This window comes from Lacticaseibacillus salsurivasis, from assembly GCF_036246225.1.
Lineage (GTDB): Bacteria > Bacillota > Bacilli > Lactobacillales > Lactobacillaceae > Lacticaseibacillus > Lacticaseibacillus salsurivasis.
Genome location: NZ_BTTP01000022.1, coordinates 16115 through 33533, shown reverse-complemented (window position 1 = coordinate 33533; position 17419 = coordinate 16115). Strand labels below are relative to the sequence as shown.

Below are 17419 nucleotides of genomic sequence, written 5' to 3'. Positions count from 1 at the left end.
TGTAACCAATACCGCCTTTCAAGTATTCAGAAACCACTTTTGCCTTTAATTCGTTACTATATTTGGTCACAAGAAATGCCCCACAATCGTTAGACTTCTTGTCTAACAATTGTAGGGCACTTCATTGCGGTAACGAGGTCGTTTTGATTCAGCCATTGAGCACACTATCGCCGACCACCGCCGGCGGACAGTTCGTGCGCGTGGAAGCTTGCGCATATAGCGCGCGCAGCTTTGTTTTATCGTTGCCAATCTCATACATCACGATGGTCATCAACTCAAAGCGCGTAAACAAGCGGAGATGCCGCGGCTGGGTATCCAGCCAATTGGAAAAAGCCATTTCAAAATCGGTCAGGGTCCAATTCAGCCGACTCAGTAGCGTCTTCAAAGTTGTTTTCTCAAACTCCGTGATTTTGGCCCAAGTCGTATCATAATCAAGCACGGTGCCATCTGGCTGCGGGTCGAGGTCTTGATCAATCAAGGCCATCAAGGTGTGCGCCGCCGCGTCATTGTGGTGCGTATCATACTCAAGGCGCAACTGATGCCGCAAGAGAATGGCCATGTAGGCAGGATCGTCGCCATATTGCACCTTGGCTTCTTGCAGCAAGCGTTCGAGCACGCCATAGTCCACTTTTGGGTGTGACCACCAGTGGTCACGGACATGGGCAAAATCGATCACATCTGCAAGGTAGTACTCATGGACCCAAAGCCAGTTGTCGATATCCGCCAAGGCAGCTTGACCCTTGGGCGTCAGCTCAAAGGCTTGTCCTGCCTTAGCCGGCACCGGTTCAATCAAACCGCGATTAAGTAGCTGCGGAATCAGCCGCAGTGGCTCCAGCCGATAACGATCATGCCACACCGGATCGTTCACCGTCTCCGGTGAGCCAGACATGGTCAGCATATACATGAATACCTTAACGCCTGGTGATAACATGGACTTTCCCCCATTTCCCCACATAGGAGTATTCTAGGCGGATTTGAAAACGCTGTCAAATTTTTATCGACAGGCTGCAGAACGAGGCCGGTCTTAGCCGGATGGGTAGCCTAGCTTGAAGCCTTGCCGCCGCTTTTTGGCGGTGAGGCTTCAGGCGTAGCTAGCCACTCCGGCGTTGGCCTCGTGCAGCGCGACTAGGCTACGCAGCGAGGCATGCGCAATGCTGCCGGGCCGGCCAGGCTCCGCAGAAAAGGGCTGGAACGTGGTGGCCAGCGCTTTGAGCCGCTTTGCGTCTCAAAGTCGCGGCTTGTTCTAAGCCGGCCAAAACCGCTGGCTAAGAACAATTTCACCACTGAGCCCTTTTCTGCTCCACCTGGCCGGCCCTAGTACTGCGGTTCACTCAAATAATGGCCATCGCTCGCATAACGTAGAATACGGTTTGACCTAGGTCGACGGCGGGAGCGAATGCTCAGCGGAATCAAAAAAGGAAGCCTTGGCCTCCTTCTGTGGGTGTTACTTAAGCTTTAATTCGATCTTAGCCAAGCCTTGGTCGGCGTCGAGGACGTCGAAGGTGAAGCCGAACTTAGGAAAAATGTGTTGCAACTTGGCAAAATTCTCCTTATCAAAGGAGCTGATGTTGCCGTCCAAGATGCCGGCTTCAGACTTGCGGGCCAAATTGACGAAGGCCTTCAAGGCTAACTGAGCGAGGCCCATGTTCTGGAAATCGTAAAACGCTAAGCGGCTTTCGGAACCAAGTGTTTCCAGTACGGTGATGTGCATCCGCTGCGACCAACGATTAACGTCAACCAGCAGTTGGGATTGGAAGTCAGCTTTTGAGTGGCCGTATTTGTCCACATTTTCAAACGGCGTATACACACTGATGGTGAAACGGGTTTGTGAGCTGTTTGCTTTGTAGTCGGTGTAGACGATGTATTGCGTCGCCTTCGTTGTGCCCTCCGGCCGGGCTTGATCCATACTAGATAAAATCGTTAAGGCAGGATCTTTTTCGATCGCTGCCAAGCGCTTGGCATAGATCTCATCATAATCAGTTTGGACACTCATTGTGAAACCTCCATTAAAATTGTCGGTTTCATTATACCATTAAGTGCGCAACTCCACGAGAAATCTTTTGCGATTTGAAATGAAAACTCTAATTTACACCATGAAAAAGTATTATTAGAGCCGATTTTCACTCAATCAACGTCTTCAAGCGCCAAAATGTGATTGACTAATTCGAAGTAAGCTTCCGACTGCGGGCCATCGGTGTGCAGGCCAGCTGGCAGCGGCACGGTAAAGCGATATTCGAACCCCAACCGCGCGAGCAAGGCAATCGAGCGTTGATTATCGGGAAAAGTGGCCGCCCACAGCGCGGTCATCCGCTGAGTGAACAACTCACGAATCACCAGCCGCAGCGCTTCTCGCATCAACCCCTGCCCCCAATAAGCTTGGGCCAAGGCGTAGCCGATTTCTCGGGTGCGGGCTTCTGGGGCGGCGGCATCGGCCGTGCGCGGATAAATTCCCACTTCCCCGACGACGGTGCCGTTGACCACTAGCGCAAACTCGGTGGTTTGATTTTTCAGCACATGCGCCTTGGCTTCTTCCAAATTGGCAATCGGGCGCATCCCCGCGGGGCCCGCTACCAGCGGGTCTTGGGCCAAGGCCAAGTATGCCGGCGCATCAGCCGCCGTAAACGGTCGAATTGAAACGCGGTCACCTTTTAAGTGCATAGTTGTGCTCCTTTCCGCGGTGAACCCCCGACCGCCATGCCATCCCTGCAAGCAAACCTTGACTTTTTTTCTGGTTCCGGTATGCTATTAAGGTTCAATCATTATGAAAGAGGTGCTGTAAGATGCGTGATCACATTCTTCTTGCTTGCGCCGAAACCGGCGAACGGATCTACTTGACTTCCAAGAACAAGCGCAACACGCCTGACCGACTCACTTTGAAGAAGTATTCTCCAAAACTGCGTCGTCGGGTTGACTTCGTTGAAGTCCGCAAGTAATTCGTCGTCGCTTACGGCCGTAGCGACAACCGCCGTCCTGATTTCGGGACGGTTATTTTTTTGCCTTTTTTTAGGCAAAACTTGGCCAATTTGCTGGCACCGGGAGCTGCTCATCATACTGTTCGCCGGTGAACGGGTCAGTGAACTGCAATCGGCTGGCTTGCAGCAGCTGATGCGGATAATGCTCATCCGCTTGACCATACAGCGGGTCGCCCACGACAGAATGGCCAATCGCGGCAAAGTGCGCCCGAATTTGGTGGGTGCGGCCAGTCTCCAGCTGAATGGTGACCAGGCTCAACCCATTTCGGCTGGCAGTCACCTGATAATCGGTGATGGCCGACTGGCCGTCCGGTTGCACTTCGCGATGAATGCCATCTGCCGCCTTGCCCAGTGGCAGGGTAATCTGACCATTGGCTGGCGCTGGTGTCCCCACCACCACGGCCCGATATTCTTTTTGCAGGCCAGCATCCTGCTGCTGATCAAGCTTCCCTTGCGCAAAAATGTGCTTCGCAATCAGCACCAATCCAGTCGTATCGCGATCAAGGCGGGTCATGATGGCTGGCTGCGGGCCGTCAATGCCAGCCGCCGCCAAATAGCCCGCTGCCCGGTTTAACAGCGAATCCTCACGATTACTAGGGCCAGGCACACTAGCCAAGCCGGCCGGTTTCTCGACAATCAGCCAGTTCGGCAATTCCAGCACCACCTGCAGCGACCCGTCACTTGCGGTCACCAAATCACTCGGGGGCAGTTCAAAGCGTATTTTATCGCCGTGAATCACCTCTTGGTTGGTGGTGACCATGCCGTTGCGCCAGACCAGCTGCTCGTTAAAAAGCCGCGTCAATAGGCGATGTGACACCCCGGCCCGGGCCAGGACACGCTTGACCGTGGTCGCTCGTTCAGCTGAATATTGGAAAGAAAAGTTCATGTTTGCCTCCTGATTGGGTGGTGCTGGTTTCAAGAACACTGGAACAACTCCCAAAAAGACGTTGCTCGCAGCCTGATTTAGTCGCGCTCCGTGAGGCCAACCCCTGCGCGATTAGCTACGCAGCGAGCCTCGAAGCCTAAGACCGGCTTCAATGCTCGCGGCTAGGCTAATCGGCAGGCTAAAGGCGGCCTCACTCCGCAGCCTGATTTAAATTATACCCGAATTCACATGGTTGCGGTATGCTGGTGAAAACCGGAGGCATCCTAATATGGTAGAAAACCCAAATCAACTTCATCACTTACATGCCGCAAATGGCACGGTGCTGTTTGATTATCACGGCTGGCACGCGCGCCTGATGGCCGTGAATGAGCACTTACTGCGGCTGACCGTAACGGCCGGCGTTTGGCCGCAGTACCCGAGCATCCCCCAAGCGCCAGAAATCGCCAAACACGCCGACGAAACCGTCGCCACTGGTGGCAGTGGGCAACAGTATCAAACGCCGATTGTTACCGCCACCGGCCAGCTACCACTAAATTTGCATGACCACCAAATCAAACTTGGTGCTTACATCGTGAGCCTGCAGGCTGGTCAGATGGTGATTAAGCAAGGCGCGCAGCCTCTCTTGACGCAAACCCTGCCGCAGCTTACCGCCCAGGCCTGGACCACTCGAATCAAAACTGACCTGAACGCCCATTACTTTGGTGGCGGCGTGCAAAACGGGCAAGTTGAGCAAACGGGCCGCCTGATTGCCATCAAAAACGAAAATCGCTGGACCCGGGGCAGTGTTTCCAGTCCGGTGCCCTTCTATTGGACGACCAGTGGCTACGGCTTCTTGGCCAACTCCTTTACGCCAGGTGAATATGATTTCGGCGACCCGCTGCACGGCGCTTACCTCACGCATGAAGACAGTGTGTATGATGCCTATCTGATTTTGGGCCAAACCCCAACCAGTCTCATCGGCGGTTACTATGAACTCACCGGCCAGCCAGTGCGCTTGCCGACTTTCGCCTTTTACCCCGCGCACTTCAATGCCTACAATCGCAATTATTGGGTGGCGGTGACGGCTGATTCGGCTGGGGCGCGGCAATTTGCGGATGGCCATTGGTACAAGGCCTATTCACCGCTGAACAAGGCGACGTTCAACCTCGGTTATCGGCCAGGCACCATCACTGTCAACAATCAGCCCCTAGTGCCAAATGTCTATGGCGACGGTCACGTCACCTTCACTGATGCCGATGAAAACGGCATGCCGAAAACCGCGATTCACGAATCGCTCAATGGCGAGCACGATGCCCAATTTTCCGGCCGCGCGGTGATTGACCGCTATGCCAAGCAAGGCTTTCCCTTGGGCTGGATGATTCCCAATGACGGCTATGGCTCAGGCTATGGGCAAACCAATTCTTTTGCCGGCGACTTAGCCAATCTGAAAGCCTTCATTCAATACGCTAACGCCCACGGTATTCAAGTCGGGCTATGGACGCAGGCCCAGCTCAGCCCGCAAACTGCCACACCACAGAAAAACGAGCGTGACTTGCAGCAGGAAATTGAGGCTGGTAGTCGCGCCGTCAAAACCGATGTCGCCTGGATTGGTGAAGGCTATACCTTTGGCGTGAATGCCACCGCGAAAATTCAGGCCACCTTCGCCGCTCACCAGCTGCGTCCGCTGACGGTGACGCTGGATGGCTGGGCCGGCACGCAACGCGCGGCACTGGTGTGGACTGGCGATCAAACCGGTGGCACTTGGCGCAACCTGGAAACTCATGTCGGTAGCTATCTGGCGGCTGGATTAGCCGGCCAGCCGCACATCGCCAGCGACGTGGATGGCATTTATGGTGGCGGCGACCCCATCATTCAAACCCGCGACCTGCAGTGGAAAGCCTTCACGCCAAGCTTTTTTGCCATGGATGGCTGGGGCACACAGCCGAAGCTGATGGGAATGGAAGTGGCGAATGTGGCCATCAACCGCGCCTTTTTGCAGTACCACACCATGCTGGTACCTTATCTGTACAGCCTAGCGACCCAAACTGCGCCCATTATGCGCCCGACCTTCTGGGCTGACCCTGACGACTTGGCCGCCGGCGAATTGGCGGATCAATTCATGGTCGGGGCGAGTTTGCTGGTGGCGCCCATCGTGCGACCTTACCACCTGCAACCAGATGGCCAGACCACCCGCGCCAGTGTTTATCTGCCGCATGGCGACTGGTTCGACTTTTGGACCGGCGCCAAAACCGCCGGTGAACAGACCTTAAGCGATGTCACTGTGCCTCTGGATCAGTTGCCGATTTACGTCAAAGCCGGGAGCATCATCCCCTTAGCCTTGCCGCACCAAAATCCTGCGGCGCGGTCGGCAACGCGGTTAATGGATTACTGGCCAGGGCCGGCCAGTGCCTTTACGCTGGTCGAAGATGATGGGACCACGCTCGCTTATCAAGCAGGTGACCAAGCCACCACTTTAATCACCGCTGAAGGTAGCAGAAGTACCGCCAGCCTGACCATTCACGCCACCAAAGGCCAATTTGCCGACCAAGTGGAAGCCGTACCCGTCCAGCTCTTTGTGGCGGGTCCAGCGCCTACCCAAGTCACAGCTAGAAGCGGCGAGGTGCCAATCGCAGTGCAAATGCAACCGGGCCCGCGCGTGGTCGATCCCCTCAACCGCACTGAAACTGGTGTCACCATCAGTGTACCGGCACATTCGATTCGCGAACCTCTGACCTTTACCCTGACCTGGTAAGCTTGCACCGGCGCCTTAAGTTGACTAAGGTTAAAGTAGTGAAACAAAGGAGGACGTTATGAAAACTGATTTAGATGTGGCGTATGGCCCAGGAGCCTTGCAAAAAGCAGATTTATATTACCCAGCGACCCCAAACGGCGCCGCCATCGTCTTTGTCCACGGCGGCGGCTGGATTCGCGGGGATAAAAGTGCCGACAGCGACATCGGCGAAACTTTCGCCAACGCCGGCTACTTAGTGGCCCTGCCAAATTACCGGTTAGCCCCTGCTGACTTGTTCCCAGCGGCGCAGGATGATTTGGCCAGCTTTATGACTTGGTTTGAGCAGTCTGACTACCCATTTGACCGCCAGCGTGTCGGCCTCTTAGGCGCCAGCGTCGGTGGCACCATGGCCATCACGCAAAGTCTTCAGTCCGGCCAGCCGGTGGTGTCCTGGTCGGCGATTGTTGACTTTGCCAACTGGGTCCAGCAGCATCCCACCGTCAAAGCAGCGCTGGATGCGCGCGAAGAACTGGGTCTCACCGAAATTCACGCCATTCACAATGCCTTTTACAAGTACTTCATTCAAACCTACTTAGGTGACCTGACGCCGGAAAAACTGACCGCCGTCAATCCCATGAATCATCTCACGACCACGCTGGGTCCCACTTTAATGTACAATGCGACCGATGAACTGTCGCCGCTACCAGGTGTATTCCGCTTCCTAGAGCAGGCCGCCGCCTTCAAGCGCGACATCGCGGTCCATGTGGTGCCTGGCTCTGGCCATGCCCGTGATTACACCGCCTTTGCCCTGCCTGGGACGTTGGCCTTTTTCAACTATCATCTGCAAGTAACCGACTAACTGAGAGGTGAGCCCATTTGCACACCATTGCCCTGTTCGGCGGTCAAGACCCGCAAGGCCTGACCGCCAAACTGACCCACGCCTTGCTGGAAGCCTGCGAAGGCACCCATGAATTCATCGACCTCAATCAGCTCACGCTCCGGCCTGATCGCCGCGGTGAAGCTAATCCGGCATTAGACGCCTTAGAGCAAAAACTCGCGGCGGCCGACGTCTGGGTGCTCGCTAGTCCAACGTATTTCGGCACGGTGGCCGGTACCCTTAAGCAAGCCTTGGACTGCTTGCGCCCGCGCCTAACGCGGATGACGCACCAAGGTGACACCCTGCCAGGCAAATACAAAGGCAAGGTTTACCTCACCATCACCTCGTGTTTTGCCAGTGGCTTAGAGAACACCTTTACCCACCAAACCGACGCCTGCCTGACCATGCTGGATAAGGCGATGGCCGCGGCCGGCCTGCGCAAAGCCGGCGAGCTCATTTTGCCTGGGACTTGGAATACTCATGCCATACCCGAGGCCAAAATTGCCCAGGCGCAGGCCCTCGCCGCCAAACTTCCCGCCAAAGTCAGAAGGGACAACGAAACCATGAAACGCTATTTGCTCTTATTCGGCATGATTGCCATCATGGCCCTAGCGACCATGGGCATCCAGTTCTTGATTCCAGCCACGACCATGAACTTCTGGACCCGCTACGCCAGCTTCGTCCTCATCTTCTTCGTCCTCCTCGCCGGAATTTTGCATTACGCCACGTTTGTAAGACATAAACATAGGTAGGCTGCGGAGAGTGGCTGGTTTTAGCCCGACAGATAGCCTAGCCTGCGACATTGCCGTCGGACTTTGACGGCGAAGGCGCAGGCGTAGCTAGCTGCTCGGGCGTTAGCCACTCGGAGCGCAACTCGATAGGCTGCGAAGCTGGGGCGCTTTTAGCTGGATGAATAGCCTAGCGCCAAGCATTGCCGCCGCTTTTTGGCGGCGAGGCTTGGTGCGTAGCTATTCACTCCTGCGTTGCCCCAGCGGAGCGCGACTGGATAGGCTGCGAAACGCGCCGGTCTTAGCCGGATGGATAGCCTAGCTTAAGGCATTGCCGGCTGATTTTGCCAGCGAGGCATTAAGCGTAGCTAGCCACTTCGGCGTTGGCGCGCTGAGCGCAACTGCATAGGCTACGAAGCGCGCCGTTTTTAGCCGGATAACTACCCATAATCACAAGAATCAAAAAAGCGAAGGCCCACGCCTTCGCTTTTTTGATTCACTCCTCTTTAACGGGTCAACACCAGTGGCTCACTCGCCCCAGTGACCCAGTTCAACTGGCCATTTTCGAGGACAAAGTACAAATCATCGGCATCCCCGGTGGTTGGGCTGAAGACATAACCAGCGCCGCTCTTAACGGCGGTGTAGGTCACGGTCTTGCCAGCTTGGCCGGCGGAAGCCACGGTCATGGTGGATGAGGTTAAGGTCACCGTCACGTTGACATTGTGCCAAGTACCGTAATATGCAGCCAACCCAGAAACTGGCTGGCTCTGAGTGCTGGTCGCTTTGGCCGGCGCCTGCACGGTTTGACTCGCTGCAGCTGGCCGACTTGCTTGGCTCGCACTCGCCTTTTTAGCGCTTGTGGTTGCGGCCGCGGTACTTGACTGGGTCGCCGCGCTACTGGTCGAGCTGGCAGTCGCTTCGCTGCTGGTTTCAGCCTTAGTCGCCTTGGCCGTCGTTTTCTTCGCAGACTTCGTGGTCGTCGACTTAGCCGCGGTTTGAACCGTCGCAGTGCTGGCCTGATCAACATTCGTATAAGCCAAACCCAGCGCACCGACGCTCAGGCCTAAACTCAAGACACTCACTAACAGCCATTTCTTCATCACAACCACTCCCTTGCTTTGTTAAATTCAGTATAGCAGGCTTGAAATCTTTTTGTAATAAAATCGTCACATAAAATAGTTAAGAATTCGTTATGGCCCGGTCTAGACAGCTTCGTCATGTTACAAAATGACAACGACCAAGCTTAACCTTTTAATTATCGAACGTATGTTTGTATAATGATAAAGAGGTGAGCGGTATGACTTATGCAGATGAAATTGGCCAGGAAGCCTTCCAGAAGCTTGTGGCGGACTTTTTTGCCCATCATTACCACGACCGCGGCATGGTGAAATGGCAAGGCTACTATTTGTCTGATCACACGGCGGCGCTTAATCAGCAGGCGGCCGCCAAAATGCAGTTGCAAAACCAGCCGCTGCTTTCGCAGCAAAGCACCGAGCTGATTCGCCAGCAGCTGGCGACGGCGTACCGCACTGGGCAAAGCGTCAATGTCCAGCTGCAAACCAGCACGATTGATGGCCAATTGGCGGCGCCAGTGGGCGGCAAGGTGCAAGGCTACACGGAAGATGATGAAGTCGTGATTGGTGAAGCCACCGTCCCGATTGCGGCGATTCGCCATGTGACTTTGGTACCATTTTCTCCTTCATACAGTTAATGCTATACTGGGCGTACTTTACATCAGAGAGGAAGGATACCATGCCCCTGATTGCCCTACTGCTCGACGTGATTGCTGCCGGGGTCTTCTGGTTGCAGCAAAGCCAAGGTCTTTATTTGCTCGGCACCATCATTCAAGCTGGCTTGACGTTGGTCTTACTCATCATGCTCTTTACTTACAAAGGCAAGCGCTTTGGGTGGTTTAACTTCAGCACTTGGAGCCATGTGTTTACGGTGCGGTTCGCGGTGATTGTCTTTTCGTTTATCATCAATGCGATTATGCTGTTCGTTTATATTTTGAATGTCACCGGCGCGAATAACGTCATTTTCCACTGAGGCTGATTTTTAGTCCAGCGGAGCAATCAAACAGCCTGTAAAACCTGAAGCTAGGTTTTGCAGGCTGTTTTTGCTTATCCGCTAGAGCGTTGCGCGTTAACACGTGCTGTTCTGGCAGTGGCGTGCGGCCATCGTGATCGCTGATGTTCTTTTGCCAGCAAAAAAGCCGGGTTGCCCCGGCTTCATGGTTAATCGATTTGAACTTGAATCATACTCAAATGCGGCAGTGGCATGGGGATAATCACCCGGTCGCCAACTTGCTGCAAGGCCACTCGCTTGTTGATGACCTGATCGCCATGGCGGGCAATCACCGTCGCATGCGTGGCCATAATTGGTTCGGCGGGATGCCAGGAAATTTGTTGATAATCATCCAGCGTGAAGTTAGCCACCCACAAGGTCAAGCCAGCTTGGGTGGACACAATCAGTTTGGTGTTGGGCATATCAATCAGGTAATCGATGTCAAAAATCGAACTGAGCATCGCCTGATACAGCCCTTGCTTAAAGCCGACATATTGCGATTCCCAGCCGTACTTCGGGTCTTGATTCATCGGCATCACAATGGTGCGATGATTAATCAAGGCCATCACATTACCGAGCTGCTCATCGTATTCGTTGTAGGCATGACTCCAAATCGCCACGTCAGCATCGTCAGCATAACTCAGCTGCAAATAATCCCCCGTATGCTGCAGCATGGTGATGCGTGGATCCATGATGCCTTCCACGGTGTGACCATCAGCCGCTTCAAAGGATTGATAACCGGTGCGCACCCCATGCCATGCGCTTGCGGTGATGTGCAGGAGGTCGCCTAACCCGCGGTCAAGCAGCACCTGAACGGACTCCCCATCGAGGAGCGTGATGTTGTCATGGAGCAGCTGGGTAATGGCGTCATCACTTAAGTTGCGCAGCAGTTGGCCGCTGATGGCAAGCATTTCATGTTCAAAATGGCTGTCCTTGACCAGCGGCGTAATCGTCGTTGAAAAGCCAAACGTGCTGAGCAGCGCCGCCCAGTTGGTTTCATGCGGCAGCAATTCTTCCGGGTCGACGCCTTTAGCAGTGTGCAACGTGAAGGAAGAATTCTGATCCACCAGCACTTTGATGCCGCGGGTCTGGCTCATTTGCAGACGCTGCTCCGTGATTTGATCCAAGAACGGCTTGCTTTGGGCCAACATCTCGGCGTAATGGTAATCGTTGTCGATGCCGTTGCCGATCATGTCAAAGAGATTGAGCAGGATGCCCCGGGCGCCAACCAGCGCCGCGGTTTCAATCTGAAATTGGGTAAACGCCACCGACTTCACGAATGGCGAGTACATATAGTTTTCCAGTTCTGGGAACAATTCGGCATCATCGCCTAGATAGGCGGCAGTGGTGCGGGTGTAGTCCTCAAACACGCGGCTGTATTTCAGCGGCGCAATTTCGTTGTAAGCTGGCAAATGCGGGCGCGCCACGCGTGGGTGCCCCTCGCCGCGCAAAGCATCAAACAAGCCTGGCCAATCGCGGCCTTCCAAGGCATGCCAGTTCGGGAAGGACGTCATCAAGGCCAAATCCGTGTCTGGTGACACGGCATGAACGCGCTGCTCCACTTGATGCACGGTGTCGATCATTTCCTGCCGCGCCACACTCAGATAAACTTGGCGGGCCGGCGTCGGCTCGCCGGGCTGGAGCATTTCTTTGACAAAGTCGGCCCGGCTAATCTTCCGGCCCAATTTTTCCTGGTAAATCGCCATGTGCCGGTCGCAGAAGCAAGCCAGCTTCAGTGGCGTGTGGTTGTAATGGCGGAAATCGTCTTCCAGCCATAACTGCTTAGGCTTAAGCGTTGCGTATTGCGCGTAGCGGTCAGCTAGGTAATCGCGCCACTTCGGATCGGCTGGACAGCCCATCGAGGTGGCTTTTTTGCCGTTAATATCGACTAAAGTGTCAAAACCGATGCTGGGATCAATGGCTTTGCCCCGGTCACTGTGCATGATGGTGGTCCAAGGATTAAGACTCGTGGTAATGCCTTGGTCCGCCAGACGCTTGGCCACCGGGCGGATGGCATCGAGCCATTGATCGGTTTGGGCGGCGGTGAGATGACTGGCGTTCAACTCTTCTGGATTAATAAAGAATGCGACGTTATCGACTTGCGCCTTCTGGCAAAAAGCCAATAACTTATCGTCCTTAATCGGCGTATTGGTGCGGGGATCGAGGGTATAGCGTAAGGAATAATGAAACATGTCGGCCTCCTAGTTTTACTAAATTTAATCGATTGCCGCTGTTTCGGGTTAGCAACCGGTCACATTTCGCCTCCTAGTGTACCATAGCTTGGCAAAAAAACGGTAATAGGTAAAATATCAGTTCACTTTTTTACCACCTTTTAGTAAAATAGGCGTGACGATAACAAAAATCTGATTTTGGGCAAAGGAGGGACCGGTATCGCCACCTTAAAAGATATTGCTGACGCCGCGCATGTATCCAGTGCCACAGTTTCCCGCGTACTCAACGCGGACACCTCATTGCAAGTTTCCGCCGCCACCCGCAAACGCATTTTTGCCACAGCAGAGGCGCTGAATTACACCAAGCATCAGCATAAAACGCAAACTGCCGCGGGCACCATTGGTATCGTTCAGTGGTACTCCGAGCAGGAAGAAAACAATGATCTCTATTATCGAGCGATTCGCTGGGGTGCTGAAACCCAGCTGCAGGCCGCCGACTTTGCCATCGCCCGTTTTTTCTCTAACGATACACTGGCCGATGCCGGCAACTTGGCCGGCCTGATTGCCATTGGTAAATACAGTGAAAGCCAGCTCAATCAATTCAAGGCCCTCAACAAGCCGCTGGTGATTGTCGACCAGGACACGCTGGATCAAAGTATCTCCTGTGTCACCACTAGCTTCGCCGCTCCGGTAGGTAAAATCATTGCCTATTTCCGGCAGCAAGGCCATCACCGCCTCGGCATGATCGCTGGCCGCGAAGAAACCACCGACGGCCAAGCCATTGATGATCAGCGCACGGTGGCCTTTGAAGCCACCCTGCGTGATCAAGGCCTGCTGGAAGACGCTATCATTGCCGATGCGCCTTTCACCATTGAAGGTGGCTATGCCACGATGACGGCGCTCATCAATCAATATGGTGATCAGTTGCCGCATGCCTTCTTCGTGGCTAGCGATGCCATGGCCATCGGCGCCATTAAAGCGCTCCAAGAGCAGCACATCGCCGTGCCAGACCGCGTCAGCATCGTCGGCTTCAATGATCTGGCAGTGGGCCGCTTTTTGAACCCGAGCTTGTCCACCGTCAAAGTGGCCACGCAGCAAATGGGCATCAACGCGGCTAAGCTGATTCAAGATCAGCTTTCAGGCTTGCTCACGGTGCCAACTCGCATCACCTTAAGTTCCGAACTGATTTTGCGCGATAGTAGCCGTTAACGGCAAAATAAAATATTGGAGGTTTCATCATGGACACAGCAGCACTTAAGCAAGGCTTCAAGCAAGTATTCGGGCACGACGCCGCCCATGTCTATTTTGCGCCAGGCCGCATTAATCTGATCGGTGAACACACCGACTACAATGGCGGTCATGTTTTCCCTTGTGCCATCAGTTTAGGCACCTACGCCGCAGTTGGCCCGAATGACGAGGCCAAATTCCGGCTCTATTCTGCTAACTTCGAAAACATTGGCATTATCGACCTGCCGCTGACTGAAATCACCGGCGCCAAAGACGGCAAGTGGAGCGACTACTTCAAAGGCATGGCCCAGCAACTGCTCAAAGCCGGCGCCACTTTCGACCAGGGCTTAGATCTGTACATCAAAGGCGACTTGCCAAACGGCGCCGGCCTCTCCTCTTCTGCCTCACTGGAGCTGCTGACTGGGACCATTTTGAATACGACCTTCAACTTAGGTCATGACATGCTTGAACTCATCAAAATGGGCCAAAAAACCGAAAACGAATTCATCGGCGTCAACTCCGGCATCATGGACCAGTTCGCCATCGGCATGGGCCGCGCCAACCACGCCACCTTGCTAGATGCCAGCACCCTCGAATACGAGTCGCTGCCACTGGCCATGGGCGACAATGTGGTGGTCATCATGAACACCAACAAGCGCCGGGAACTCGCCGACTCCAAGTACAACGAGCGCCGCTCTGAATGCGAAGAAGCCGTTGCCCGCCTGCAAGCCAAGCTGGACATCAAGACCTTGGGCGAACTGGATATTGATACTTTCGACCAGTACACCTACCTGATTGAGGACCCAATCCTCATTCGCCGCGCGCGTCACGCCGTCTTTGAAAACCAGCGCACCTTGAAGGCTGCCGCGGCGCTGAAGGCCGGCGACCTCGCAGCGTTTGGCCGGCTGATGAGTGCCTCTGGCGTGTCGCTGGCGTATGATTATGAAGTGACCGGCAAGGAACTTGACACCTTAGTGCAAACCGCGGTTAAGCAGCCTGGCGTCCTTGGTGCCCGCATGACCGGCGCCGGCTTTGGCGGCTGCGCCATCGCTTTGGTGGCTAAAGACCAGGTCCCAGCCTTCACCAAGGCAGTTGGGGATGTTTACCAAGACACTATTGGGTACGCCGCGGATTTCTATATCGCTAATATTGCCGATGGGCCTAAAGTAATCGATTAAAAGCCATGCTCTGGCGCCAAGTCCAGACGCATTTACCTTTCCATGGATTCATCACTTAAAAAGGAGATCTTATCATATGACAATTGCAGTTTTAGGCGGGGCCGGCTATATCGGCTCTCACACCGTCGCTCAACTGGTTAAAGCCGGCGAAGATGTGGTGGTTTTGGACAACCTGATCACCGGCCATGAACGCGCCATTGACAAAAAAGCGCGCTTTTACCAAGGTGACATTCGCGATTACCATTTCTTGAGTCAGGTGTTTAGCACCGAAAAAATCGACGCGATTATCCACTTTGCCGCCTTCTCCATCGTGCCAGAATCCATGCAGGATCCACTGAAGTATTTTGACAACAACACCGGCGGCATGATCACGCTGCTGGAAGCGATGAAGCAATTCGGCATCGATAAGATTGTCTTCTCCTCCACCGCTGCGACTTACGGCGAACCCAAACAGATTCCAATCAAGGAATCCGATCCCCAAGTGCCAACCAACCCTTATGGTGAATCCAAACTGGCCATGGAAAAAATCATCAAATGGGCCGATGTCGCTTATGGCATTCACTTCGTTGCCTTGCGCTACTTCAACGTGGCTGGCGCCATGCCTGATGGCAGCATCGGGGAAGATCACCATCCGGAAACACACCTGATTCCGATTATCTTGCAAGCCGCTGCTGGCACCCGGGACAATTTGCAAATCTTCGGCGATGATTACCCGACCAAAGACGGCACCAACGTTCGCGACTATGTCCATGTGGTGGACTTAGCGGATGCCCACATCTTGGCGCTGAACTACCTGCGAGCGGGCAATGCCAGTGACGCCTTCAACATTGGCTCTGCCACGGGCTTTTCCAACTTGGAAATTCTCAACGCCGCCCGCAAAGTCACCGGCCAGGAAATTCCGGCCAAAATCGGTCCGCGCCGCCCTGGCGACCCGAGCACGCTGATTGCCGCTTCTGACAAGGCCCGCAGCGTCCTGGGCTGGCAGCCGCAATTCGATGATGTCGAAAAAATCATCGGCGATGCTTGGAACTGGCATGAGAATCATCCGGAAGGCTTTGGTGATCGCCAGTGAAAGCCGTTGAACGTCATGTCAACTGGTGCCTTGAGCTGAACCACGACTACACCGCGCTGGATCAAGTTTATTTAACCAACCGGACCTTGGCTTTGGTGGGCGATGAAGCGCAAAGTCTCGCCGGCGCCGAAGCCGGACTGGACAACCTCGACCTGCTCGTCCAAGCCGCCGTGCAAAACGGCGTGTGCGAAGACACTACCGCCGCGAAACAGATTTTGGAATCAGAGCTGATGGCCTTGGCCACCCCGCTGCCCAGCTCCGTCAACCGCCAATTCTGGGGCGCTTATGCCACCAGTCCCAGCACAGCGACGGATTGGTTTTACCAGCTATCGCGGGCGAATAATTACATTCAAACCCGAGCGATTGCTAAAAATATCCAATTCCCGGCCCAGACGCCTTATGGTGAACTCGAAATCACCATTAACTTGTCCAAACCGGAAAAGGATCCCAAAGACATCGCCGCCGCTGCTAAAGTGAAGGCGCTGGGTTATCCCCTGTGCCAGCTCTGCTTGGAAAATGAAGGTTACCGCGGCCGCGCCGACTATCCGGCCCGGGGCAACCACCGCATTGTGCGCTTTCAGCTCAATGGCCAAACCTGGGGCTTCCAGTATTCACCATATGCCTACTTCCCAGAACACGCCATTTTCCTCGACAGCGTGCATGAACCGATGCACATCAACCGCACCACGTTCACGAATCTGCTAGCGATTGTCCACATGCTGCCAACCTATTTCGTCGGCTCAAACGCTGATCTGCCGATTGTTGGCGGCTCGATGCTCAGCCACGAACACTACCAAGGCGGCCACCATACTTTCGCCATGGCTAAAGCCCCGGTGGAAAAGGCCATCAGTTTGCCTAACTACGAGGCCGTAGAAGCTGGCATTGTGCGCTGGCCAATGAGTGTGATTCGCTTAACCTCCACCAACCGTGAACAGCTCGCTGAAGCAGCGGAACACATTCGGGCTACTTGGGCGACTTACAGCGATGACAGTGTGGCGGTGCGCGCCTTCACGGATGGCACGCCGCATCACACCGTGACCCCGATTGCCCGCCGCGTCGGTGATGCTTATCAACTGGACCTGGTCCTGCGCGACAATCAAACCTCGGCTGAATATCCTGACGGCATTTTCCACCCGCACCAAGATGTTCAGCACATCAAGCGCGAAAACATCGGCTTAATTGAAGTCATGGGCCTCGCCGTCTTACCAGCGCGGCTGGCGAATGAGCTGACTGAAGTCAAAAAGTATCTGCTTGGTCAACCCAATCAGATTGAGGCTTCTCATATGCCTTGGGCAAAGCAGCTGCAAGCCCAGTTCACCTGGACGGAAACCAATGCCACCGCGCAACTAAACGAAGCCGTGGGCCGCGTGTTCGCCCGGGTGTTGGAAGACGCCGGGGTGTTCAAACGCGATGAAACGGGTCAAGCTGCCTTCGGGCGGTTTATCGCCACGCTTTAAGCCAAGCTTTGATTGAACCGGACCGTGCAAACGGTCCGGTTTTTGCTTGCTTCGCGTTTCATTAACAGCGTAAACTT

General features: G+C 54.5%; 16 protein-coding genes. 10 read left to right on the top strand and 6 right to left on the bottom strand.

Features of this window, described 5'->3' with window-relative positions:
- Window positions 1-148: 148 nt before the first annotated feature.
- The 3 genes from AAA927_RS11785 to AAA927_RS11775 all read right to left on the bottom strand — a co-directional run bounded on the left by AAA927_RS11785 (window position 149) and on the right by AAA927_RS11775 (window position 2658).
- Window positions 149-931, bottom strand: a complete 783-nt coding sequence (locus tag AAA927_RS11785; protein WP_338218010.1) for a hypothetical protein — start codon at window positions 929-931, stop codon at window positions 149-151.
- A 513-nt stretch (window positions 932-1444) separates the two neighbouring features.
- Window positions 1445-1993, bottom strand: coding sequence for a hypothetical protein (locus tag AAA927_RS11780; protein ID WP_125581977.1), 549 nt, complete (start codon window positions 1991-1993; stop codon window positions 1445-1447).
- A 131-nt stretch (window positions 1994-2124) separates the two neighbouring features.
- A complete protein-coding gene (locus tag AAA927_RS11775; protein WP_338218009.1) occupies window positions 2125-2658 on the bottom strand; it encodes a GNAT family N-acetyltransferase in 534 nt (177 codons plus the stop codon).
- Window positions 2659-2780: 122 nt separating this feature from the next.
- Between AAA927_RS11775 and rpmG the strand changes: the two genes are divergently transcribed.
- Window positions 2781-2933, top strand: a complete 153-nt coding sequence (rpmG, locus tag AAA927_RS11770; RefSeq protein WP_125581973.1) for a 50S ribosomal protein L33 — start codon at window positions 2781-2783, stop codon at window positions 2931-2933.
- 70 nt (window positions 2934-3003) lie between these two features.
- On the opposite strand, the gene AAA927_RS11765 is transcribed toward rpmG, so the two are convergent.
- Window positions 3004-3858: an RluA family pseudouridine synthase gene (locus AAA927_RS11765; RefSeq protein WP_338218008.1), complete on the bottom strand. Its 855-nt coding sequence runs from the start codon at window positions 3856-3858 to the stop codon at window positions 3004-3006.
- Between the two features lie 268 nt (window positions 3859-4126).
- Here AAA927_RS11765 and AAA927_RS11760 point away from each other — a divergent pair, with 268 nt between their 5' ends.
- From AAA927_RS11760 to AAA927_RS11750, 3 genes are read left to right on the top strand one after another with little or no spacing between them, the layout of a single operon-like run.
- Window positions 4127-6589: a TIM-barrel domain-containing protein gene (locus tag AAA927_RS11760; protein ID WP_338218007.1), complete on the top strand. Its 2463-nt coding sequence runs from the start codon at window positions 4127-4129 to the stop codon at window positions 6587-6589.
- 58 nt (window positions 6590-6647) lie between these two features.
- A complete protein-coding gene (locus AAA927_RS11755; RefSeq protein ID WP_338218006.1) occupies window positions 6648-7427 on the top strand; it encodes an alpha/beta hydrolase in 780 nt (259 codons plus the stop codon).
- Window positions 7428-7444: 17 nt separating this feature from the next.
- Complete coding sequence (locus AAA927_RS11750) at window positions 7445-8197, top strand: flavodoxin family protein (RefSeq protein WP_338218005.1); 753 nt, start codon at window positions 7445-7447, stop codon at window positions 8195-8197.
- A gap of 482 nt (window positions 8198-8679) precedes the next feature.
- Here AAA927_RS11750 and AAA927_RS11745 read toward each other — a convergent pair whose 3' ends face one another.
- Window positions 8680-9273, bottom strand: a complete 594-nt coding sequence (locus tag AAA927_RS11745; protein WP_338218004.1) for a hypothetical protein — start codon at window positions 9271-9273, stop codon at window positions 8680-8682.
- Window positions 9274-9470: 197 nt separating this feature from the next.
- Here AAA927_RS11745 and AAA927_RS11740 point away from each other — a divergent pair, with 197 nt between their 5' ends.
- Window positions 9471-9884, top strand: coding sequence for a phage infection protein (locus AAA927_RS11740; protein ID WP_338218003.1), 414 nt, complete (start codon window positions 9471-9473; stop codon window positions 9882-9884).
- A gap of 41 nt (window positions 9885-9925) precedes the next feature.
- Window positions 9926-10219 (top strand): hypothetical protein, encoded by a 294-nt coding sequence (locus AAA927_RS11735; protein WP_338218002.1) that lies wholly within the window; start codon window positions 9926-9928, stop codon window positions 10217-10219.
- A 188-nt stretch (window positions 10220-10407) separates the two neighbouring features.
- Here AAA927_RS11735 and AAA927_RS11730 read toward each other — a convergent pair whose 3' ends face one another.
- Window positions 10408-12429 (bottom strand): hypothetical protein, encoded by a 2022-nt coding sequence (locus AAA927_RS11730; protein ID WP_338218001.1) that lies wholly within the window; start codon window positions 12427-12429, stop codon window positions 10408-10410.
- 177 nt (window positions 12430-12606) lie between these two features.
- Here AAA927_RS11730 and AAA927_RS11725 point away from each other — a divergent pair, with 177 nt between their 5' ends.
- The 4 genes from AAA927_RS11725 to AAA927_RS11710 all read left to right on the top strand — a co-directional run bounded on the left by AAA927_RS11725 (window position 12607) and on the right by AAA927_RS11710 (window position 17342).
- Complete coding sequence (locus tag AAA927_RS11725; protein WP_338218000.1) at window positions 12607-13617, top strand: LacI family DNA-binding transcriptional regulator; 1011 nt, start codon at window positions 12607-12609, stop codon at window positions 13615-13617.
- Between the two features lie 29 nt (window positions 13618-13646).
- On the top strand, window positions 13647-14813 hold the full coding sequence (locus AAA927_RS11720) for a galactokinase (protein ID WP_338217999.1): 1167 nt from the start codon (window positions 13647-13649) through the stop codon (window positions 14811-14813).
- 76 nt (window positions 14814-14889) lie between these two features.
- Window positions 14890-15885: a UDP-glucose 4-epimerase GalE gene (gene galE, locus AAA927_RS11715; RefSeq protein WP_338217998.1), complete on the top strand. Its 996-nt coding sequence runs from the start codon at window positions 14890-14892 to the stop codon at window positions 15883-15885.
- Window positions 15882-17342, top strand: coding sequence for a UDP-glucose--hexose-1-phosphate uridylyltransferase (locus AAA927_RS11710; protein WP_338217997.1), 1461 nt, complete (start codon window positions 15882-15884; stop codon window positions 17340-17342). Before galE ends, AAA927_RS11710 begins: the two co-directional genes overlap by 4 nt.
- The last annotated feature ends 77 nt before the right edge of the window (window positions 17343-17419 follow it).

What these genes read in the sequence shown, in the direction of transcription:
- AAA927_RS11775 (WP_338218009.1), bottom strand. Translation starts at nt 2,658, where the DNA reads ATGCACTTAAAAGGTGACCGCGTTTCAATTCGACCGTTTACGGCGGCT.
- AAA927_RS11740 (WP_338218003.1), top strand. Translation starts at nt 9,471, where the DNA reads ATGACTTATGCAGATGAAATTGGCCAGGAAGCCTTCCAGAAGCTTGTG.
- AAA927_RS11760 (WP_338218007.1), top strand. Translation starts at nt 4,127, where the DNA reads ATGGTAGAAAACCCAAATCAACTTCATCACTTACATGCCGCAAATGGC.
- AAA927_RS11755 (WP_338218006.1), top strand. Translation starts at nt 6,648, where the DNA reads ATGAAAACTGATTTAGATGTGGCGTATGGCCCAGGAGCCTTGCAAAAA.
- AAA927_RS11785 (WP_338218010.1), bottom strand. Translation starts at nt 931, where the DNA reads ATGTTATCACCAGGCGTTAAGGTATTCATGTATATGCTGACCATGTCT.
- AAA927_RS11735 (WP_338218002.1), top strand. Translation starts at nt 9,926, where the DNA reads ATGCCCCTGATTGCCCTACTGCTCGACGTGATTGCTGCCGGGGTCTTC.
- galE (WP_338217998.1), top strand. Translation starts at nt 14,890, where the DNA reads ATGACAATTGCAGTTTTAGGCGGGGCCGGCTATATCGGCTCTCACACC.
- AAA927_RS11780 (WP_125581977.1), bottom strand. Translation starts at nt 1,993, where the DNA reads ATGAGTGTCCAAACTGATTATGATGAGATCTATGCCAAGCGCTTGGCA.
- AAA927_RS11765 (WP_338218008.1), bottom strand. Translation starts at nt 3,858, where the DNA reads ATGAACTTTTCTTTCCAATATTCAGCTGAACGAGCGACCACGGTCAAG.
- AAA927_RS11720 (WP_338217999.1), top strand. Translation starts at nt 13,647, where the DNA reads ATGGACACAGCAGCACTTAAGCAAGGCTTCAAGCAAGTATTCGGGCAC.
- rpmG (WP_125581973.1), top strand. Translation starts at nt 2,781, where the DNA reads ATGCGTGATCACATTCTTCTTGCTTGCGCCGAAACCGGCGAACGGATC.
- AAA927_RS11730 (WP_338218001.1), bottom strand. Translation starts at nt 12,429, where the DNA reads ATGTTTCATTATTCCTTACGCTATACCCTCGATCCCCGCACCAATACG.
- AAA927_RS11745 (WP_338218004.1), bottom strand. Translation starts at nt 9,273, where the DNA reads ATGAAGAAATGGCTGTTAGTGAGTGTCTTGAGTTTAGGCCTGAGCGTC.